The organism is Burkholderia sp. TSV86 (genome assembly GCF_001522865.1).
In the GTDB taxonomy this organism is placed as follows: domain Bacteria; phylum Pseudomonadota; class Gammaproteobacteria; order Burkholderiales; family Burkholderiaceae; genus Burkholderia.
In genome coordinates this window covers 42,345-63,878 of the sequence record NZ_LOWB01000076.1, presented here as the reverse complement: position 1 = coordinate 63,878, position 21,534 = coordinate 42,345, and the positions used below count along the sequence as shown (strand labels likewise).

Genomic DNA, 21,534 nt, shown 5'->3' with positions numbered 1-21,534 from the left:
GGACTCGACGCATTCACGCATTCAACGCATAAGCAGATAGCGCATGAAGATTCATATCAAAGGCGGCACGGTGATCGATCCGGCGGCTGGCACCGAGCGGCAGGCCGACGTATTCGTCGCGGCCGGCAAAATCGCGGCGATCGGCGCGAGCACGCCCGCGGATTTCAACGCGGCCAAGACGATCGACGCGACCGGGATGATTGTCGCACCGGGTTTCGTCGACTTGTCGGCGCGGCTGCGCGAACCCGGCTACGAGCACAAGGCGACGCTCGAATCGGAGATGGCCGCGGCCGTCGCGGGCGGTGTGACGAGCCTTGTGTGCCCGCCCGACACCGATCCCGTGCTAGACGAACCCGGCCTTGTCGAGATGCTGAAGTTTCGCGCCCGCAATCTGCATCAGGCGCACGTGTATCCGCTCGGCGCGCTGACCGTCGGCCTGAAGGGCAGCGTGATCACGGAGATGGTCGAATTGACCGAAGCGGGGTGCATCGGCTTCACGCAGGCGAACGTGCCCGTCACCGATACGCAGGTGCTGCTGCGCGCACTGCAATATGCGAGCACTTACGGCTATACGGTGTGGCTGCGTCCGGTCGACGCGTTTCTCGCGAAGGGCGGCGTCGCGGCGAGCGGGCCGGTTGCGTCGCGGCTTGGCCTGTCGGGTGTGCCGGTCGCGGCCGAGACGATCGCGCTGCACACGCTGTTCGAGCTGATGCGCGTGACGGGCGCGCGCGTGCACGTCGCGCGGCTGTCGTCGGCGGCGGGTATCGCGCTCGTGCGCGCGGCGAAGGCCGAGGGCCTGAATGTGACCTGCGACGTCGGCGTGAATCATCTGCATTTGATCGACGTCGATATCGGCTATTTCGATGCGCAATTCCGCCTCGATCCGCCGCTGCGCAACGAGCGCGACCGCGAAGCGATCCGCTCCGCGCTGGCCGACGGCACGATCGATGCGATCTGCTCCGACCACACCCCCGTCGACGACGACGAAAAACTGCTGCCGTTCGCAGAAGCGACGCCGGGCGCGACGGGGCTCGAACTGCTGCTGTCGCTGACGGTGAAGTGGGCGCGTGAGGCGGGCGTGCCGCTCGCGCGGGCGCTGGCGAAGATCAGCTCGGCGCCAGCCGATGTGCTGAAGCTGCCGGCCGGCCGGATCGCGGAGGGCGCAGCAGCCGATCTGTGCGTGTTCGATCCGCACACGCACTGGTATGTCGAGCCGCGCGCGCTGAAGAGCCAGGGGCACAATACGCCATTCCTGGGCTACGAATTGCCGACGCAGGTGCGCGCGACGCTCGTCGCCGGCCAGCTCGCATTCGAGCGCCGCTGACGCGAGCGCCCACCATGCAAGCCCTCCGCAAGGCGCGTCTCGTCCTGCATCTGCTGGCTGGAATGGCGATCGTCGCCCTCCGCTTTCGGCGCGCGGCGCCCGCGCGGCGCCGGCAACTCACGCAGCGCTGGACCCTGAAGATGCTGCGGCTCTGCGGGATGCGGCTTGTCGTGCATAACGACAGCGCGCGGCTCGACGCGCGCGCGCTCGTGGTCGGCAATCATGTGTCGTGGCTCGATATCTACGTGATCAATGCGTGGCGGCCGACGCCGTTCGTCTCCAAGGCCGAGGTGCGCGACTGGCCGGTGATCGGCTGGCTGGCCGAACGTCTGGGCACCGTGTTCATTCAGCGCGAGAAGCGCAGCGAGGCGAAGCGGATCATGCACGAGCTGGCTGCTCGTCTCGGCAACGGCGAACTGATGTGCGTGTTTCCGGAGGGCACCACGTCGGATGGGCTCGGGCTTTTGCCGTTCCATTCGAACATGTTCCAAGCCGTGGTCGAGGCGCAATGCGCGGTGCAGCCAATTTGCCTGATGTATGAGGATGCGCACGGACGCCAGTCGGTGGCGCCGGCGTATGTCGGCGAACTGTCGCTTGGCAAGTCGCTCGACCGGGTATTGGAGAGCGGGCCGCTGACCGCGCATCTGTACGTCGGCGAGCCGATCGCGGCGACAGGTGACCGGCGCGAGATGGCGGCGCGCGCGCGCGCCGCGGTTGCGCACGCGCTCGCGCAAATGCAGCGCGACGCTCGCCGCCCGCTCGACGCGGAGCTGGCGCGGCTGCGGGAGGCGGCTTATCCGGCAGACGCGCCGCAGAGCGGCAGCGAGGAGGTGCAAGGAATCGACGCCGGCGGTGAGGTAGGGGCAATGCCGCGTCGAGAAGGGGGCTAGGTTGCGGGCGCCGGCGGCGCTCACGCGGACGTTCGCTTATTCCTTTGCGGCGCCGCAGCGCTCGCACGCGACCTGCATGACTTCGCGCGCGGCCGGATCATGGGCCAGCCGCACAGCCGACAGCCGGTTGCCCCATACGCATCCCGAGTCCAGCCCCACCAAGTTATCGCGCAGCATCAGGCCCAGCGCGGCCCAGTGGCCGAACACGACCGTGGCTTCGGACGTTTTGCGTCCAGGCACGTCGAACCAGGGCAGATAGCCGTCGGGCGCCGACGAAGGGCCGCCGTTCGAGCGGAATTCCATCGCGCCTTCGGCGGTGCAGAAGCGAATCCGTGTGAACGCATTGAACGCGACGCGCTGCCTTTCCTTGCGCTTCAAATCCGGGCGCCACTGGTTAGGTTCGTTGCCATATAGTTCGGATAACGTATCACGCCAATTCGGCGCGCGAAGCGCCCGCTGCAGTTCGTCGGCGAGTTCGAGGGTGAGCGTCACGTCCCATTGAGGCAGCACGCCCGCGTGCACCATCAGCATCCCTTGCTCGAAATGTGCGAACGGTCGATGACGCACCCATTCGAGTAAGTCTTCTGCATCGGGCGCATCGAGGATTTCGCCGATCGTGTCGCCCGACTTCAGGGTCCGGATGCCTGCCGCGACCGCGAGCAGATGCAGGTCATGGTTGCCGAGCACGGCGACCGCGCGCTCACCGAGCGCGGCGATTTCGCGCAGCGTTGCAAGCGACGCCGGGCCACGGTTGACGAGGTCGCCGGCGAACCACAATGGGGTGTCGGCGGTTGGCGCGAGCTTGTCGGCGAGCTGCCGATAGGCGGCATGGCAGCCCTGGATGTCGCCGAACGCGACGGGAGCGGGGCGAGAAAAATTTGTCATTGCTTGACGTTTGTAGCGAAATGGAAATCGACGGTAACACAGGAAATCGTGTTAATCAGAGTGCGCGCCACGCGAAGGAAATTTGATGCGTAACCCTTTTTCATAGGGAAAGTATCTCGGGTTTGCAGCAATTGAGAGAACGTTTGTCAAGCTGTTTCCAGATGTTAGAGGGATGTTTTTTGACCTCCGCGCCCGTATAATTATGTTTTTGTAGGGCAGTAGCGGTAGTGCGCTGCCGAACTGGGCGTGCGGCTCGACGAACTGCGCGACCGCAACCGGCGGTTTGACTTGAGCGGTCTGGCACGAAGAGGCGCGCCATGCTGACATTAGCTGGTTGTTCGACCGACTCCCAATTTCAGCAAAGGAATCCCATGATATTGGTAACGGGCGGCGCCGGGTTTATCGGCGCCAACTTCGTGCTCGACTGGCTGGCTCAATCCGACGAAGCGGTGCTGAACGTCGACAAGCTGACGTATGCGGGGAATCTCGGCACTCTGAAATCGTTGCAAGGGAATCCGAAGCATGTGTTTGCGCAAGTCGACATTTGCGAGCGCGCAGCGATCGATACACTGCTTGCGCGGCACACGCCGCGCGCCATCGTCCACTTCGCCGCCGAAAGTCATGTCGATCGTTCGATTCATGGGCCGGCGGATTTCGTGCAGACGAACGTAGTCGGCACCTTTACGCTGCTCGAAGCGGCGCGCCAATACTGGAACGGGCTCGGCGACGACGCGAAGGCCGCGTTCCGGTTTTTGCATGTGTCGACGGACGAAGTGTTCGGCTCGCTGTCCGCGACCGATCCGCAGTTCTCCGAAACGACGCCGTATGCGCCGAACAGCCCCTATTCGGCGACCAAGGCGGGGTCCGATCATTTGGTGCGCGCTTATCATCATACGTATGGGCTGCCGGTGCTGACGACGAATTGCTCGAACAACTACGGCCCGTATCAGTTTCCAGAAAAGCTGATTCCTCTGATGATCGCCAATGCCCTCGCGGGCAAGCCGTTGCCTGTCTATGGCGACGGCCAGAACGTGCGCGATTGGCTTTATGTCGGCGATCATTGCAGCGCGATTCGCGAAGTGCTCGCGCGCGGCGTGCCGGGCGAGACGTACAACGTTGGCGGCTGGAACGAAAAGAAGAATCTGGACGTCGTGCATACGTTGTGCGATCTGCTCGACAAGGCCCGGCCGAAGGCTGCCGGTTCGTATCGCGATCAGATCACCTATGTGAAGGATCGTCCCGGCCATGATCGCCGTTATGCGATCGACGCGCGCAAGCTCGAGCGTGAGCTCGGCTGGAAGCCGGCCGAGACGTTCGAGACGGGGCTGGCGAAAACCGTCGATTGGTATCTCGATAACCAGGTGTGGGTCGACGAAGTGGCGTCGGGCGAATACCGCAAATGGGTCGAGACAAACTACGCGCAACGCGCTTGAGGGCATTCGCGATGGCACGTAAAGGCATCATTCTCGCCGGCGGGTCCGGCACGCGGCTATATCCGATCACGCATGCGGTGTCCAAGCAGTTGCTGCCGGTCTACGACAAGCCGATGATCTACTACCCGTTGTCGACGCTGATGGTGGCGGGCATCCGTGACGTGCTGATCATCTCGACGCCGCAGGATACGCCGCGCTTCGAGGCGATGCTGGGCGACGGCAGTCAGTGGGGAATGAGCATTCGCTACGCGGTGCAGCCGTCGCCGGACGGGCTCGCGCAGGCGTTCATCATCGGCCGGGAATTCGTCGGCAACGATCCGTCTACACTGATTCTCGGCGATAACATCTTCTACGGCCACGATCTCGCCAAGCAACTCGAGCGGGCGTCGGCGCAGCAGGCGGGCGCGACGGTGTTCGCATACCACGTGCACGATCCGGAGCGCTACGGCGTCGTCGAGTTCGATCGTGAATTCCGCGCGCTGTCGATCGAGGAGAAGCCCGCAAAGCCGCGTTCGAACTACGCGGTGACGGGGCTGTATTTCTACGACAACCAGGTGTGCGACATCGCGGCGGACATCAAGCCGTCAGCGCGCGGTGAGCTGGAGATCACGGACGTGAATTCGTGCTATCTCGCGGCGGGCACGCTCGATGTCGAGATCATGGGCCGCGGCTACGCGTGGCTCGACACCGGCACGCACGATTCGCTAATTGAGGCCGCGACGTTCATCGCGACGCTGCAAAAGCGCCAGGGGCTCGTGGTCGCATGTCCAGAGGAGATTGCGTACCGCAGGCAGTGGATCGATCAAGACCAACTGCTCAAGCTCGCACAGCCTTTGTCGAAAAACAGCTATGGCCAGTATCTGAAAAACATTCTCACGGACCAAGTCGCATGGCCATCCAAGTAACGCCTACGGCGCTGCCCGAAGTCAAGCTCATCGAGCCGAAGGTGTTCGGCGACGCAAGAGGCTTCTTCTTCGAAAGCTTCAATGCGGGCGAATTCGCGGAGCAGGTGGAGGCGGGCGTCGAGTTCGTCCAGGACAATCATTCGCGCTCGGCGAAGGGCGTGTTGCGCGGGCTGCACTATCAGATTCAGCATGCGCAGGGCAAGTTTGTGCGCGTTGTCGAAGGCGAAGTGTTCGACGTCGCGGTGGATATCCGCAAAAGCTCGCCGAACTTCGGTAAATGGGTGGGTGTCATGCTGTCGAGCGGCAACCATCGGCAGCTATGGGTGCCGCCCGGCTTCGCGCATGGCTTCGTCGTGTTGTCGGAGTCCGCGCAGTTCCTCTACAAGACTACCGATTACTGGTATCCCGAATTCGAGCGGAGCATCGTGTGGAACGATCCGGCGATCGGGATCGAGTGGCCGATCGATTTCGAGCCGCTGCTTGCCGCGAAAGACGTGGCTGGCGCGAAGCTGAGCGACGCGGAGGTTTTCGCGTGAGGGTTCTGGTTACTGGTCGGAACGGGCAAGTCGGATGGGAATTGTGCCGAGCGCTCGCGCCGCTTGGCGACGTCGTCGCGTGCGGCCGCGAAATGGCCGACTTGTCCAAGCCCGAGACGCTGGCCGCGCTGGTCGCATCCGTCAAGCCGGACGTGATTGTCAATGCGGCCGCCTATACGGCGGTTGATCTGGCGGAGGAGCAGGAGGCGCTCGCCCATCGGGTGAATGCGGAATCGGTCGGCGTGCTGGCGCAAGCCGCACGTGCGCACGATGCATTGCTCGTTCACTATTCGACCGACTACGTGTTTGACGGCACCTCCGGTGTTCCATATGTCGAAACCGCGCCGACCTCGCCTGTCAATGCATACGGTCGCACGAAGCTCGCCGGCGAGCAGGCGATCGAAGCGGTTGCCGGCGACTGGCTGACGTTGCGCACGACATGGGTTTACGGCGCACGCGGCCGCAATTTTCTGCGCACGATGCTGCGTCTGTCGCACGAGCGCGATACGCTGCGCGTCGTCGCCGATCAGATCGGCGCGCCGACGTCCGCGCGCATGATCGCGGACCTCACGGCGCACGTGGTCGCTCACGCTCAGCGCGAGCGCCGGGCCGGTCAGTTCGAATCCGGCCTCTTTCACATGACCGCAGCCGGCGCGACATCGTGGCACGGGTTTGCATCGGCGATCGTCGACGCCGCACGTGCGGCGCGCGCCGAAACGGTCAAGACGGAAACTGTCGAGCCCATTTCGTCCGACGCCTATCCGACGCCGGCGCGCCGCCCGGCTAATTCGATTCTCGACAACGGAAAATTCGATCGGCGGTTCATGCTCAAGCGACTCGATTGGCGTCAAGCGCTGGCGCTCGTGATCGACGATCTCGGGCTTGAGGATCGCTGACGCGCGGTTTCGCAACAGGATGATGGGTTTATGCAAATGCGCAATTGGCTGCTGAGCCCGCTGCGGCCGCATGCCAGACGAATCGGGCGCAAGCTCTACCAGGCCATCCCGCTCAGTTCGCGCAACAAGGCTCGGTTGACCGACGCCGTGTTCAGGCTGGCAGGATCGTTGTTCGAGGGCACGGTTTATTACGAGACGTGGAAGCGGCAAAATGCGCCGCTTCAACAAGTGCTTGGCCGAGCGCCGCTCGCCGAGGTGCAAGAAATCGACGCGGTGTTGGCGAGCCTTCGATTTGCCGAAATCGACGCACCGAAGGTTTCGATCGTCATTCCCGCCTACGGCAATCTTCCTTATACGCTGTCATGTCTGCGATCGATTGCGGAGCATCTGCCGGCCGTGCCGATCGAAGTGATCGTCGCGGAGGATGCGTCGGGTTGTCAGCAGATCCTGCGCTTGCGAAACGTGCCGGGGCTGCGCTTTGTCGAGAATCCGCAAAATCTCGGCTTCGTGCGCTCGTGCAATCGGGCAGCGACGTTCGCGCGCGGCGAGTACCTGTATTTCCTGAACAACGACACCGAGGTGACCTCCGGCTGGCTCGACTCGATGCTCGCATTGTTCGCCACCCGTGCGGATTGCGGCATGGTGGGCTCGAAGCTGGTCTATCCCGATGGCCGTCTTCAGGAGGCAGGCGGCATCATGTGGAAGGACGGTTCGGCGTGGAATTTCGGTCGGCTCGATGATCCGTCGAAGAGCGCGTACAACTACGTCAAGGAAATCGATTACGCGTCGGGCGCTTCGTTGCTGTTGCCCAAGCAATTGTTCGAGGCGCTCGGCGGGTTCGACGAACGTTACGCACCGGCCTACTGCGAGGATTCCGATCTTGCGTTCAAGGTGCGCGGCGCGGGCAAGAAAGTGTATTACCAGCCCGAATCGATGATCATCCACTACGAAGGCGTGTCGAACGGCACGGACACGAGCACGGGTATCAAGGCATATCAGGTCGAGAACCAGAAGAAATTCCGTGAGCGCTGGCACAACGTACTGAGTAGCGAACATTTCGACAACGGCACGCACGTCAGCGCAGCTCGGGACCGCACACGTCACCGCAAGACACTGCTGATCGTCGATCACTACGTTCCGCAGCCGGATCGGGATGCGGGCTCGAGATCGCTTGTCTGCTTCATTCGCGTGTTTCTCCAGATGGGATTTAACGTGAAATTCTGGCCGAGTAATATTTGGTATGACGAAACATACGTGAAGCCACTGCAGCAACTCGGCATCGAAGTGTTCTACGGTCCGCAGTTCATCGACGGGTTCGACGAGTGGATACGGCATACCGACCAGGCGATCGATTACGTGTTCCTGAACCGGCCGCACGTGTCGAAGGCATTCATCGCGCCGCTGCGCAAGTACGCACCGAAGGCAAAGCTGCTGTACTACGGACACGATCTCCATTTCGCCCGTGCGCTGAAGGAGTTCGAAGTCTCGGGCAACGCGCGCCTGCGCAAGGATGCCGAAGCAATGCGCGCGCTCGAAATGAAGATCTGGCGAAGTGTCGATGTCGTCTATTATCCGTCGGACGACGAAACCGCAGTGGTCAACGAAATGGCGCCAGACGTGAATGCGCGCACGTTGCCGCCTTACTTCTTCCCGCCGAGGGTGGCGTCCGCCGCAAGGCCGCATGCGCGCGAGCGCAACCGCATCATCTTCGTCGCGGGATTCGGGCATCCGCCCAACGTTGACGCGGCGAAGTGGTTCGTGAGCGACATCCTGCCCAGGATCGTTGAAGCGGTGCCGGACGCGGACCTGATGCTGATCGGCTCGAACCCGACGGACGAGGTGAAGGCGCTCGCCGCATCGAATGTCACCGTGACCGGTTATGTGACCGACGAGCGGCTCGCCGAGTTGTACGACGGCGCGCGCGTCGCGGTCGTGCCGCTGCGTTTCGGCGCGGGCGTCAAGAACAAGGTGGTGGAGGCGTTGAATTTCGGCGCGCCGCTCGTGACGACGCCGGTGGGGCTCCAAGGGCTGCCGGGGCTCGATGAGCTGGTGCCTGCGACAGACGATCCGGCCGCATTCGCGCAGCACGTGATCGATTTGATTCGCGACGACGCCCGCTGGCAGGCGCTTTCGGATGCGGGACGCGCGTATGTGGCGAGCCATTTTTCGAGCGCCGCGATGCGCGATGTGTTTGCGCTCGACCTACAAACGAACTAGCGATGACCCCGATGAGCATTGGTCAGAAGAAGGAAGCCGTGCGCGCTCGCGCGCCGCTGCGTCTCGGGCTGGCAGGCGGAGGGACGGATGTTTCTCCGTACTCCGACGATTTCGGCGGGCTGGTGCTGAACGCGACGATCGATCGATATGCATACGCGACGATCACGCCGTACCACGACGGCATGGTGGAACTCGTCGCCGCGGACAACTCCGTGGCGTGGAGTGGCCCGATGGCCGCGCCTTTGAAACTCGTCAAAGGGCTCGAGTTGCATGTTGGCGTCTACAACCGGGTAGTTCGCGATTACAACGGCGGCAAGCCGCTGGCCGTCCAGGTGACGACGCACTCGGAGGCGCCGCCCGGATCAGGGCTGGGCTCGTCGTCGACGATGGTCGTGGCGCTGCTGCATGCGTTCGTCGAATATCTGCAAATTCCGCTCGGCGAGTATGAGATAGCGCACCTCGCATACGACATCGAACGGGTTGACCTGGCGCTCGCCGGCGGCAAGCAGGACCAATATGCGGCGGCATTCGGCGGCTTCAACTTCATGGAGTTCTACAAGGATCGCGTCATCGTCAATCCGCTGCGTGTGAAGCAGTCGGTGCTCGCTGAACTGGAGTCGGCGCTCGTGCTGTTTTATACCGGAGTGTCGCGTGAATCCGCCAAGATCATCCAGGAGCAGACCGAAAGCATGAAGCGCGGCAATGCGGTCTCGGTGGACGCGATGCATCGCGTCAAGCAGGAAGCGGTTCGTATGAAGGAAGCGATTCTCAAGGGCGATTTCGACAGCTTTGCCGAATCGATGCGCCTGTCGTGGGAATCGAAAAAGAAGATGGCGACCAGCATCAGCAATGCGAACATCGATGCGATCTACGACGCCGCGATCGCGGCGGGCGCGAGAGCCGGCAAGGTGTCGGGCGCGGGCGGCGGCGGCTTCATGATGTTCATCGTCGATCCCACGAAGCGTCCGAACGTCATCCGCGCGCTCCAGCCATTCAACGGCCAGGCATTCACCTGCAATTTCACGAAACACGGGGCCTATTCGTGGAGAACATGATGAAGGATGCGATTCGTCGCGAAATCACCAAGGCCGTCGACATCTTCACGGCCATCCGCGCAGACGATGCGTTGCTCGACAAGGTGGCCGGCTTTGCCCGGACGATCGTGCGCGCATTTGAATCGGGCAACAAGGTGTTGATTGCCGGCAACGGCGGCAGCGCGGCGGACGCGCAGCATATCGCCGGCGAGTTCGTGAGCCGCTTCAATTTCGATCGCCCCGGATTGCCAGCTTTTGCGCTGACGACCGATACGTCCGTGATGACGGCGATCGGCAACGATTACGGCTATGAGAAGCTGTTTTCCCGTCAAGTTCAGGCGGTCGGCGTGAAGGGCGACGTGTTCTGGGGCATCTCGACATCGGGCAAATCGCCGAACGTCCTGCGTGCGATGGAGGAGGCGCGCAGCAAGGGGCTCTACGTCGCCGGATTCACTGGCGAGCATGGCAATGCGATGCACGAACTCGCCGACGTGTGTATCGAGGTGCCGTCATGCGAAACACCTAAGATCCAGGAAGCGCATATCCTGCTCGGACACGTCGTGTGCGGGCTCGTCGAATCCGCTGTGTTCGCCCGCTCATGACGCCCGCGATCGTCCTTGCAGGCGGGCTGGGAACGCGGCTGCGCAGCGTCGTGCCCGATCTTCCGAAGCCGATGGCCGATGTCGCCGGCAAGCCGTTCCTCTGGTGGATCCTGCGGCGTCTCGAACGGCAGGGGCTCACCGACGTCTATCTGGCCGTGGGCTACAAGCGCGAAGTCATCGAAAGCTATTTCGGCGAGACGTTCGGCGCGCTCAGGCTGCATTACGTCGTCGAAGATGTGTCGCTCGGCACCGGTGGCGCCATTGCGCAGGCGATGGCCCGCATCGGCGCCGAATCCGCCTATGTGCTGAACGGCGACACGATGGCGATCGTCGAACTGGCCGCGCTGTCGGCGGCCACGGCGGAGTCCGGCGTGGATCTCGCGATGGCGGTTGCCGAATTGCCGGACGTGTCGCGCTATGGCGCGGTGGATTTCGATGCGGCGTCGCATCGGGTGGTCGCGTTTCGCGAGAAAGGGCGGCAAGGTCACGGCTTCATCAACGCCGGCGTCTACCTGCTCAAGCGTGAGCCGTTCCTGCGGAGAGTGCCCGGCGAGCGCTTTTCGTTCGAGCAGGATTATCTTTACGCATGCCTGCCGGAACTGCACGTTGCCGCGGTGCCGAGCGTCAGCGAACTGATCGATATTGGTGTGCCGGAGGATTACGCACTTGCGCAGACGCGCGTGCCGGCAATGGCGGGCGACAATGCCGAGTAATGTGCGGCGGGCGTTGTTCCTGGATCGCGACGGCGTCATCAACGTCGACATCGGTTATCTTCACCGTCCCGAAGATTGCGTGTTCATCGACGGCATATTCGAACTCGTTCGCCGGGCGGGACATGCGGGCTACGATGTATTCATCATCACGAATCAGGCGGGCATCGCGCGCGGATTTTACTCGGAAGCGACGTTCGCCGCCTTCACTACATGGTTGCTGCAGCGATTCGCGGCCGAGCGCGCATCCATTACTCAGGTGTATCACTGTCCTCATCATCCGACGGCCGGGCTTGGCGAGTATCTGACGACATGCATGTGCCGAAAGCCCGCGCCGGGAATGTTGATTGCCGCCCAGCACGAGCATGCGATCGACATGGCGCGATCCGCGATGATCGGCGATTCCGTCACAGACATGGCTGCTGCTGCATCGGCAGGTGTCGGGACACGCTACCTGCTTGGTACCGCGGCGGCGAATGCGGACGAAGGATTCGTGCGAATCGCGAGCTTGTTCGATGCGATCGAGCGATTGGGAATTTGAGCGGGAAAGTCGGGCGGCAGGCCGCGTAGGGCTGCATTCATCCTTTTGCTGGACGTTTTCGACAGAGGCGGCAGCGACTTGCGAAAGCGTTTGCCGAAACCGCCTTCGAATTCACGACGGCAGGGTATCGGCCTGCGCAGGCGCTGCGGAGTCGACGGACAGCGAGATCTGCCGCATCGGCAAGCCGATCAGGCCGGTTGAAGACGACGCGGCTTCCGACTTGAACACGTAAGCGTCGTGTTGGTGCTGCAGCGTTTGATTGCCGGTCGCTCCGGCGTCTGCGACGATGACGTCGATCGCATAATCGCCCGGCGTGAGGATCGGCATTTCGAATGTGAATTCCGCTGCCAGGTGCCCGTGATTGATGAGATCGATCGGATGATGGTACGACGCCCAATACGTATGATCGCCGAACAGCATGCGCCCGAGCTTGTCCTTGACGACGAACGCAACGACCGCCTCCGACACGCGCCGGCGTACCGACGCTTCGATGCGAAGCGTCGCGATTTCTCCGCCGGCCGTCCAGAGCAGCCGGCTGCCGTCTTCCTTCGTCAGCTCGACGGAATGGACGATCGCGTTGTCAACGTGCGACGAATCCGCTGGTGTAGGGTCGAGCGTGAAGCCGCTTGCTGCCGTATCGTGGCACGGGAACTGGCTGCGTTGATCATACCGATCCTCTTGATGCGGGGCGGGTTGGACGGCAAGCGCGGCGGCGGGCGCAGCAATATTGCTTCTGCCTTGCTGTGCTTCGTAGAATGCCTCGAGATAGCGGTTGCTGACGGCTTTCGGATCGCCTTCGTCGATGATCTTGCCGTGATCGATCCAGATCGCCCGCGTGCAAAGGCTGCGGATTGCCGCGGAATCGTGGCTGACGAACAGAACGGTGCCGCTTTGCATAAACTTGCGCAGGAACCGCATGCACTTTTGCGTAAAGAATGCGTCGCCAACGGCCAGCGCTTCGTCGATCACCAGAATATCCGCGTCGACGTGCGCGATCACCGCGAACGCGAGGCGCACGAACATCCCGCTCGAATAGGTCTTGACGGGCTGATCGATGAATTCGCCGATATCGGCAAACGCCTCGATGGCCGTGAAGCGCTCGTCGATCTGCTCCTGCGTCAGGCCGTGCAATTGACCGTTCATGTAGACGTTCTCGCGCCCCGTGTACTCCGGATCGAAGCCGGACCCCAGCTCCAGCAGCGCGGCGATGCGCCCGGTCGTGTGGATCGTGCCCTCCGTCGGCGACAGCGTTCCGCAGATCATTTGCAGCAGCGTGCTCTTGCCCGAGCCGTTGCGGCCGATGATGCCGACCGTTTCACCGCGTTTGACCGAGAAATCGATGTGGCGGAGCGCCCAGAAGGTGCGGCCGGCGTTGTCTGCGCGGCGATGCAGCCACGATTTCAACGACGCAGTCGGGGCCAGGCGCGCGGCGAAATTGAACGCGAGCTGGCGCAGCCTATCCGACGGGCGATCGTAGGTCTTGAAGCCCTTGCTTAGCGATGCGACCTGAATAACGTGCTCAGATGACATCCGCAAACCCTTTTCGCGTCTTCTGGAACCATGCAAAGCCGATCCATGCGACGATCAAACTGACGGCGAGATACGAGCACCACATCGTCCAATCGATCGATTTCCCCCAGATCAGCACGTTGCGGCTTTGTTCGATCGGGAAGGTCAACGGATTCCAGTACACAAGCGCTTGAACGCTCGGTGGCAGCGATGACACCGGAAAGAAGATAGGCGAGAGAAACATCAGCGCCGTCACGAAAATGCCGATCGTCTGTCCGATATCGCGCAGATACACGCCGGTGGCCGACAGAATCCAGGAAATGCCGAGAATCAGCAAGCAGAGCGGTGCAAGAACGATGGGCAACATCAGCGCGGTCACGGGCACGCTGCCTTGTATCAGGAATTCGGCGATCAACAGGATTGTGATGCTGACGAATGCGTGAAAGAGCGCCGACAGCAGGCAGATGCACGGCAGAATCTCGAGCGGGAAGATGATCTTCTTCACGAAGTTCGTGTTGACGAGAACGATCGACGGCGCGCGATTCACGCATTCGGAAAATACATTGAACATGATCATGCCCGCAAACAGCACGACGGCGAATTCGCCGTGCGATCCCGGCGTCGACGCGTTGCCCCAGCGAGATTTGAATACGCCGCTGAACACGAAGGTGTAGACGCTCAACATCAAGAGCGGAGTCAGCATCGACCAGAGGATGCCGAGCGCGGACCCTTTGTAGCGGCCGACTGCGTCCCGCCGTGCGAGGTCGAGCATGAGCCGGCGATTCTTCACGAGCGATGTCAACAGGTACATCGGCGAGGCACTAAAACTTTGCATGGGTGTGCGAGCAAGTACAGCGTGGTACGGGAGATGAGTGGGATTGCGTGCCGGTCGGCCGAGCGCAGCAGCATTTTATCTCATAGAGGTAGGGGCTGTTCGCTGCCGCCCGGCGGTGCGCCGGGGCTGTTGGGTCAGATGTAACAGAATGTTTGCAGTCCTTGTTGAGCGTTGTTCTCGCAGTGCTTCACCATATTCGGTGGCCGTAGCAACCGACGGCGCCACGCGTCGATGCGATCCTGCATGAACGGCCGCGCGCGGTTCCGGCGGCTCGGATTGACGCGTCGCCCGGAGTCGCGCTGGTTCGCATCGCGCATCGACTCGAAACATGACGCGTTGAGAAATTCGACGTGTTCAGCAGTCCGATCAGTTCGGGTTTGTGCGTTGAAAGCAGGTCATCGGCGATGTGTTGCCGTATTCCCGCAGGCCAAACCGGCGGGCGAGTGTGCCGCAGCTTGCAGCGGAGCTGTGCGTCGACACGATGGGCGCCGTTACTTTCGGTAACCAGCGCAGGCGGCGCAGCGGGGGAGCCCAATGCCGCATGAAGTATACTCACCACCGATCCACTGACGGTTTGTTAGAATAATCTGTTACACCTGGCTCAGACGAACCGGGTTCTTTTGTGGTCGCGAGGCGATCGCGTCTTCCAGGAAGTGGCTTTGATGTCTAAGCAGATTGTCATTCGCGCGTCAAGGGTGGCAAAGGGATTCCGTTCGTACGATCTGCCGGCGAATCGGCTCAAGCAAGCCGCATTCGGTGCCGCGAGCCGCGTGCTGCCCGGCGCATCGCGTGAGTACGCGCGGGCCAAGGCGGCGTCGTATGGCAGCGTCTTTTGGGCGCTCAACGATGTCAGCTTCACGGTCGCCAAGGGCGAAACGGTCGGCATCATCGGGAGAAACGGCTCCGGGAAAAGCACGTTGCTGCAGATCGTTTGCCAGACCTTGAATCCGAGCCGCGGTTCGATCGAGACGGTGGGCAGAGTCGCGGCCCTGCTCGAGCTGGGTTCGGGATTCGATCTCGAATACACCGGGCGCGAGAACGTTTATTTGAACGCGCAGTTGCACGGGCTTACCCGCCGCCAAGTCGACGAGCGGCTCGACAAGATCATCGAGTTCGCGGACATCGGCGAGTTTATCGATCAGCCCGTCAAGACCTATTCGAGCGGGATGTTCGTGCGCCTCGCGTTCGCGGTGATCGCGCACGTCGACGCTGACATCCTGGTGGTGGACGAAGCGCTGGCCGTCGGCGATACGTTTTTTAATCAGAAGTGCTTGCGATACATGGATCAGTTCCGGAAAAGGGGAACTATCCTATTCGTCAGTCACGATACGTCGACCGTGAAGAAGTTGTGTTCGCGCGTGATCTGGATCGACAAGGGCGAGGTTCGCCTCGAGGGCGATCCCGATGAGGTCTGCGAAGCCTATCTGGATGCTTACTTCGATACCGCTTCCACGGTGCAGGACGATGGAGCGTGCTCGGCGCCCAAACGCGTGGCGCTTGCCGCGCCGGTCGACGCGGCGCGCGATACGCGCCTGTCGACGATCAATCGGACACCTTATCGTAACGACATCGAGATTCTGCGTTTCGAGCCGCACGCAGCCTCGTTCGGCAGCGGTGCGGCGCGCATCGTCGACGTCCGGTTCGTCGATCGCGAAAATCGGCCGCTTTCATGGGCCGTGGGCGGGGAAGACGTCACGCTTCGCGTGTCCGCATTCGTCAATGAAGACGTGCGCTCGCCCATCATCGGATTTTTCTTCAACGATCACCTCGGGCAGTCGCTTTTCGGCGAGAACACCTATCTGACGTATCGGGACAAGCGCGCGTCGTGCGGCGCGGGCGACACGCTCGTCGCGAGTTTCTCGTTTGCAATGCCGGTATTGCCGGTCGGCGAGTATTCGGTCAACGTCGCTATTGCCGACGGGACGCAGCAGGACCACGTTCAGTTGCACTGGATTCACGACGCGTTGCCGATACGTGTGCATTCGTCGAGCGTCGCGAATTATCTTCTCGCCGTGCCGATGCTGCGCGTCGGCGTGTCGGCCGTAGCGGCCAACGCATAAGCGGCACGATTCATATGTCAAACAATTATTCGAAACATCTGGAGGACACGTTGTCCCCATCCGGCAAGGAGCAAGGAAACATGTCCGAGCACAACGACGATTTGGCTTGGGACGGCGAACGATACATCCCTGGTATGTCGGCGCAGATCGAAGTTGAGCACATGCATCGATATCTGGTCGCGCGCAAGCTCGCTGCCGGCCGGCGCGTGTTGGACATCGCCTGCGGCGAGGGCTATGGCTCGTTTGCGCTGTCGCAAACGGCGGCCTCCGTGGTCGGCGTCGATATCAGCGAGGAGACCGTTCGCCATGCGGCGGCCACTTATGGTCACCGCGCCGGCAACCTCGAGTTCATCGTCGGATCGGCTGCCGACATTCCGCTTGGCGATGCGAGCGTCGATCTCGTCGTGAGCTTCGAGACCATCGAGCACCACGATCAGCACGAGGCGATGATCCGTGAGATCAAGCGCGTGTTGCGCCCGGGTGGACTCCTGATCATTTCGAGTCCCAACAAGCACGAATACTCGGATGTGACGGGCTATGCGAACCCGTGGCATGTGAAGGAGCTCTATCTCGACGAATTCGAATCGCTGTTGCGCACGCGGTTTTCGCAGGTGGCGCTTTATGGTCAGCGGGTCGTGACGGGATCGATGCTCGCCGGACTGGAGCCGCAGGAAACCGCGGTGCGAACGCTGACGCATGAAGGCCCGGACAAGGATTCGGAGCATGTCGGCGTTGCCCGCCCGCTGTACTTCATCGCGCTTGCAGCCGATGTCGCGCTGCCGATGCTCGACGCCACGATGTACGAGGCCGTCGCCGGCGCAAGTGAATCTGCCGAAAGCGCGCGCATCGAATGCAAGATCTATTGGCAGACGGACGCCGACGACAAATGGTCGGAGCGTCACGCCATGGGTTGCTACGTGCTGGCCGACGATACCGAACGCGTCGCGCGTCTCGAGTTGCGCGAGCCGTCCGCCGAGTTGAAGGTCCGCAGGTTGCGGTTCGATCCGAGCGACCGTCCGGGCGTCGTCGAGTTGCATGCGGTCGATTTGCTCGACGCGGGCGGGCGCACCGTGTGGTCCTGGCATGACGACGCGAACGCGGCGCTCGAGATATTCGGCGCGCATCGGCTCGGCAGCGGCTGGCCCATCACGCTTGTCGTGCCCGGTGGCAATCCGTGGTTCGAAATACCCGTGCCGGAACACGTGTTGAGCCGGATCTCGAACAACTGGGCTTTGTCCGTCCGATTTGTCGTGCGCTCGGAAGTCGAGGCGATCGCTGGTCTTGCGATGGCGTCGCAGGCGGAACTGGGCATGTTGAAGGCGCGAATCGGCGAGGCGATGCAACTGCTCGGCGCGCGCAAGGAGTTGCACGACCGTGCCGAGCCTTCCGCGGCCGATACCGATATCGACCATATGCTGCGCAGATTGTCCGAGCTGACGGATCTGTTTGCCGTCACGGAGCGCTCGCTGCGCATGCGCTTCGGAAAGGCGCTCGACGAGAAGAATGCGCAATTGGAGGAAATGAACGCCCAACTCGCCGACAAATCCGAACGGCTGCTCGCGCTCGAGCGAGAGCGCGAGCGTATCGTGAACGAGCATATTCGCGTCATCGCCGAATTAGGCCGCCGCAACGTTCATATCCGCGACGAAGCACGGCTTCGCGAACTCGATGTGCAAATCGGCGAGATTCTTTCGAGTACGTCTTGGCGTTTGACCAAGCCGTTGCGCTTTGCTAAGCGGATAACGCAGGGAGGCGAGGCGCGCTCGGCCGCGGTTCGATCGGCGGGCAAGCTCCTGTATCGCAGACTGCCGATGCCTGCGCCGTTTAAGCGAAAGATCAAAGGCGCTTTCTTCCGATTGCTGCCGGGGCTGTTTTCGCACACGCGCGCCTATCAGGATTGGGCCGCGTTGCGCAGCCGTCTTCGCGAGGAGGCGGCAAACCGGGCGAGCGCCGCTCAGGCTGCTCGCGCGCCCGAGCCTGCGGTGCCGGCAGCCCCGGCGACGCAGACGAAGACGTCCGCACCTAGTGAGTTTCCGGTCACGGCCGTGACGCCGTCGTCCGATTATCAGGCTCATCCGCCAAGCGCGCCGCGACAAGTGCCGGTGCGGGCGATCGCCTACTATTTGCCGCAGTTCCATCCGTTCCCGGAGAACGACGAGTGGTGGGGGCGCGGGTTTGCCGAATGGACGAATGTCACGCGTGCGGTGCCCCAGTTCGTCGGACACTATCAGCCTCACTTGCCCGGAGAGCTCGGATTTTATGACCTGCGCATTCCTGCCGTGCAGCAGCGGCAGGTGGAGCTCGCAAAGGCGGCGGGCCTTGGCGGCTTCTGTTTCTACTTCTATTGGTTTGGCGGCAAGCGCCTGATGGAGGCGCCGATTCGACAATACCTCGATCATCGGGAATTCGATCTGCCGTTCTGTCTGTGCTGGGCGAACGAGAACTGGTCGCGGCGTTGGGACGGCCTCGATCAGGAACTGCTGATCTCGCAGCATCATTCGCCCGAGGACGATATGGCGTTCATCGAGCACATCGCGCAATACATGCGCGATGACCGCTACATCCGCATCAACGGCCGCCCGCTGTTGCTCGTATATCGTCCCAATCTGCTGCCCGATGCGCGCGCGACCGTCAAGCGGTGGCGCGATTGGGCGCGCGCGAATGGCCTGGGAGAGTTGTATCTGGCTTACACCCAGTCGTTCGAGAAAGCAGATCCTTGCGAATATGGGTTCGATGCGGCGATCGAGTTCCCGCCGAACAACAGTCAGCCTCCGTCGAAAGCGGACAGCGTCACGTTGATCAACCCGGAGTATTCCGGCTACATCATGGACTGGACGCATTTCGTCGAGCGCAGCCGCGCCTATCCGGATACGGAATACAGGCTGTTGCGCGGCGTGACGCCTTCGTGGGACAACGAGGCGCGCAAGCCTGGGCGAGGCGCGGTATTCGTCGGCTCGACGCCGAAGCTATACGAGGAGTGGTTGTTCAACGCCGCGACCGATACCGTGCAGCGCATCGACAATCCCGATGAGCGTCTCGTTTTCATCAATGCGTGGAACGAATGGGCGGAAGGCGCACACCTCGAGCCGGATCGCCGATACGGCTATGCGTGGCTGCAAGCGACCCGCAACGCATTGACGCAGGCCAATCGCAGCGCAGCCACGCGTCGCGTGCTGGTGGTTTCGCACGACGCTTACGCGCATGGCGCCCAGTATCTCGCGCTGAATCTCGTCAAGACGCTGACGACGGATTTCGGCATCGAGGTCACGACAGTGCTGCTCGGCGAGGGGCCGCTGAAGCCCGAGTTCGAACGCTGGGGCAGCGTGCATGATTTGTCCGGAGTCGATCCTGAAGGCGATCAGGCGCGCGGGTTGGCCGATAAGCTTGCACAGCAAGGTTTCCGATTCGCGATCTGCAATACGACGGTTTCGGGATTGTTCGTCGGTACGCTGTCTCGCAGCGGCGTGAACTGCATCGCGCTGATTCACGAACTGCAAGGAATGCTGTCGAAGTACAAGCTCGAGCGGCACGCCGCCGAGATCGCGGAGCACGCGCAGGCTGTCGTGTTTCCCGCGGAGATGGTGCACCAGTCGTTTGGCCGATTTACCCGGCTGAACGATCGCAACGTGCGCGTGCGGCCGCAGGGGCTCTATAAGCGAAACCGTCTGCGCCACGATATCGAGCGTGCGCGCTCGATGCTGCGCGAGCGGCTGCGTTTGCCGGGCGACGCAAAAATCATGCTGGGCGTTGGCTATGCCGATCTACGCAAAGGTGTCGACTTATTTGCGCAGGCCGCTGCCGCATTCGCGGACCGGAACGACGTCTACTTTGTTTGGGTCGGACACTGGGACAGCGACGCGAAGGCCAAGGTCGACGCGCTGATTGCAAAGCACGGGTTGACGGACAAATTCGTCGTGACCGGGCTCGAATCCGATACGGACTTCTATTACGCGGGGGCGGACGTTCTCGTCCTGACGTCGCGCGAGGATCCGTTCCCGTCCGTCGTGCTCGAAGCGCTCGAGGTCGGCGTGCCGGTTGTCGGCTTCGAAGGTGCGAGCGGCAGTTGCGATCTGTTGAAACAGGGCTGTGGCGTCGTCGTGCCGTTCGAGGACGTGGACGCGCTTGCCCGCGCGCTGCGCGAATTGATCGAGCGGCCCGAGCAGGCACGGGAACTCGGCGCGAAAGGGGCGGCGATCGTTACCGAAGCGTTTTCGTTCCGATCATACGTATTCGATCTGCTCGACATGCTTGGCTGCGGATTCAAGCGCGTGTCGGTGGTCGTGCCGAACTACAACTACGAGCGCTATATCGGAGAACGTCTGAATTCGGTATTCGAGCAGACCTATCCGGTCTACGAACTGATCGTGCTCGACGACAATTCGTCCGATGGCAGCGTGCGCGCGATCCGCGAGCAACTGGCGAACCGGAGCGTCGACAATCGCCTGATCGCCAACAGCGTCAATTCCGGCTCGGTGTTCGCGCAATGGAAGCGCGGCGTCGAACTCGCGCGCGGCGACTATGTGTGGATTGCCGAAGCGGACGATCTGGCGCAACCCGCATTTCTCGAGACGGTGATGGCGGGATTCCAGGACGAGCGTACCGTGTTGAGCTACTGCGAATCGAAGCAGATGACGGAGTCGGGTGAGGTTGTCTGCGAGCACTATCGCGACTATGTGGCCGACATCTCCAGCGTCAAATGGAACGAGTCCTACCACGGCGCCGGCGCGGACGAAATCGCCGGCGCGCTGGCGGTGAAAAACACCATCCCGAATGTCAGCGCGGTCGTGTTCAAGCGGTCCACGCTCGACGAAGTTTTGCAGCGTCACTTCGACGAGATCCGCCAGTTCCGGGTCGCCGGCGACTGGATGGTGTATCTGCGGGTCGTCAGCCAGGGCATGATCGCATTCTCGTCGAGTGCGCTGAATCTGCATCGCCGGCACGGCAGTAGCGTGACGATCGGTGGGAATGCCGAAGCGTTGCTCAAGGAGATCCGGAGTATTCAGCTCTGGGTGCGGCAGCATCACGCGATCGACGCGTCGGTCGCCGAGCTGGCGGATCGGTATATGCAGCAGCTTTGCGAGCAATTCAACGTCGACGCGCGCGTGCGCGACGAGCTGGTTCACTGACGCGTGAGCGAGGGGCGTGCGGGAGATCCGC

Annotated in this window: 16 protein-coding genes; 13 read left to right on the top strand and 3 right to left on the bottom strand. The window is 62.1% G+C overall.

Annotated elements, in window-relative coordinates:
* The first annotated feature begins 43 nt into the window (after positions 1-43).
* Both WS68_RS13560 and WS68_RS13555 read left to right on the top strand, forming a co-directional pair.
* Positions 44-1,324, top strand: a complete 1,281-nt coding sequence (locus WS68_RS13560) for a dihydroorotase (RefSeq protein ID WP_059571309.1) — start codon at positions 44-46, stop codon at positions 1,322-1,324.
* A gap of 14 nt (positions 1,325-1,338) precedes the next feature.
* Positions 1,339-2,214 carry a lysophospholipid acyltransferase family protein gene (locus tag WS68_RS13555; RefSeq protein WP_059571308.1) on the top strand — a complete coding sequence of 292 codons (876 nt, stop codon included), beginning with the start codon at positions 1,339-1,341 and terminating at the stop codon, positions 2,212-2,214.
* Positions 2,215-2,250: 36 nt separating this feature from the next.
* Here the strand turns inward: WS68_RS13555 and WS68_RS13550 are convergent, their stop codons facing one another.
* Complete coding sequence (locus tag WS68_RS13550) at positions 2,251-3,099, bottom strand: symmetrical bis(5'-nucleosyl)-tetraphosphatase (RefSeq protein WP_059571307.1); 849 nt, start codon at positions 3,097-3,099, stop codon at positions 2,251-2,253.
* Positions 3,100-3,470: 371 nt separating this feature from the next.
* Between WS68_RS13550 and rfbB the strand changes: the two genes are divergently transcribed.
* From rfbB to WS68_RS13505, 9 genes are read left to right on the top strand one after another with little or no spacing between them, the layout of a single operon-like run.
* Positions 3,471-4,532, top strand: coding sequence for a dTDP-glucose 4,6-dehydratase (gene rfbB, locus WS68_RS13545; protein ID WP_059571306.1), 1,062 nt, complete (start codon positions 3,471-3,473; stop codon positions 4,530-4,532).
* Between the two features lie 11 nt (positions 4,533-4,543).
* A complete protein-coding gene (rfbA, locus tag WS68_RS13540) occupies positions 4,544-5,437 on the top strand; it encodes a glucose-1-phosphate thymidylyltransferase RfbA (protein ID WP_059571305.1) in 894 nt (297 codons plus the stop codon).
* Positions 5,422-5,973, top strand: coding sequence for a dTDP-4-dehydrorhamnose 3,5-epimerase (rfbC, locus tag WS68_RS13535; protein WP_059571304.1), 552 nt, complete (start codon positions 5,422-5,424; stop codon positions 5,971-5,973). The genes rfbA and rfbC overlap by 16 nt, the downstream gene beginning before the upstream one ends.
* Positions 5,970-6,869: a dTDP-4-dehydrorhamnose reductase gene (gene rfbD / locus WS68_RS13530; protein ID WP_059571303.1), complete on the top strand. Its 900-nt coding sequence runs from the start codon at positions 5,970-5,972 to the stop codon at positions 6,867-6,869. Before rfbC ends, rfbD begins: the two co-directional genes overlap by 4 nt.
* A gap of 30 nt (positions 6,870-6,899) precedes the next feature.
* Positions 6,900-9,086 carry a glycosyltransferase gene (locus WS68_RS13525; RefSeq protein WP_059571302.1) on the top strand — a complete coding sequence of 729 codons (2,187 nt, stop codon included), beginning with the start codon at positions 6,900-6,902 and terminating at the stop codon, positions 9,084-9,086.
* Between the two features lie 2 nt (positions 9,087-9,088).
* Positions 9,089-10,141 (top strand): GHMP family kinase ATP-binding protein, encoded by a 1,053-nt coding sequence (locus WS68_RS13520; protein ID WP_059571301.1) that lies wholly within the window; start codon positions 9,089-9,091, stop codon positions 10,139-10,141.
* On the top strand, positions 10,141-10,722 hold the full coding sequence (locus WS68_RS13515) for a D-sedoheptulose-7-phosphate isomerase (RefSeq protein ID WP_059571300.1): 582 nt from the start codon (positions 10,141-10,143) through the stop codon (positions 10,720-10,722). Before WS68_RS13520 ends, WS68_RS13515 begins: the two co-directional genes overlap by 1 nt.
* On the top strand, positions 10,719-11,435 hold the full coding sequence (locus WS68_RS13510; RefSeq protein ID WP_059571299.1) for a nucleotidyltransferase family protein: 717 nt from the start codon (positions 10,719-10,721) through the stop codon (positions 11,433-11,435). Before WS68_RS13515 ends, WS68_RS13510 begins: the two co-directional genes overlap by 4 nt.
* Positions 11,425-11,973 carry a D-glycero-alpha-D-manno-heptose-1,7-bisphosphate 7-phosphatase gene (locus WS68_RS13505; RefSeq protein ID WP_059571298.1) on the top strand — a complete coding sequence of 183 codons (549 nt, stop codon included), beginning with the start codon at positions 11,425-11,427 and terminating at the stop codon, positions 11,971-11,973. Before WS68_RS13510 ends, WS68_RS13505 begins: the two co-directional genes overlap by 11 nt.
* 111 nt (positions 11,974-12,084) lie before the next feature.
* Here WS68_RS13505 and WS68_RS13500 read toward each other — a convergent pair whose 3' ends face one another.
* Positions 12,085-13,503 carry an ABC transporter ATP-binding protein gene (locus tag WS68_RS13500; RefSeq protein WP_059571297.1) on the bottom strand — a complete coding sequence of 473 codons (1,419 nt, stop codon included), beginning with the start codon at positions 13,501-13,503 and terminating at the stop codon, positions 12,085-12,087.
* A complete protein-coding gene (locus WS68_RS13495) occupies positions 13,493-14,317 on the bottom strand; it encodes an ABC transporter permease (protein WP_059571296.1) in 825 nt (274 codons plus the stop codon). Before WS68_RS13495 ends, WS68_RS13500 begins: the two co-directional genes overlap by 11 nt.
* A 662-nt stretch (positions 14,318-14,979) precedes the next feature.
* Here WS68_RS13495 and WS68_RS13485 point away from each other — a divergent pair.
* On the top strand, positions 14,980-16,377 hold the full coding sequence (locus WS68_RS13485; RefSeq protein ID WP_059571294.1) for an ABC transporter ATP-binding protein: 1,398 nt from the start codon (positions 14,980-14,982) through the stop codon (positions 16,375-16,377).
* A gap of 80 nt (positions 16,378-16,457) precedes the next feature.
* Complete coding sequence (locus WS68_RS13480; RefSeq protein WP_059571378.1) at positions 16,458-21,503, top strand: glycoside hydrolase family 99-like domain-containing protein; 5,046 nt, start codon at positions 16,458-16,460, stop codon at positions 21,501-21,503.
* Positions 21,504-21,534 lie beyond the last annotated feature (31 nt).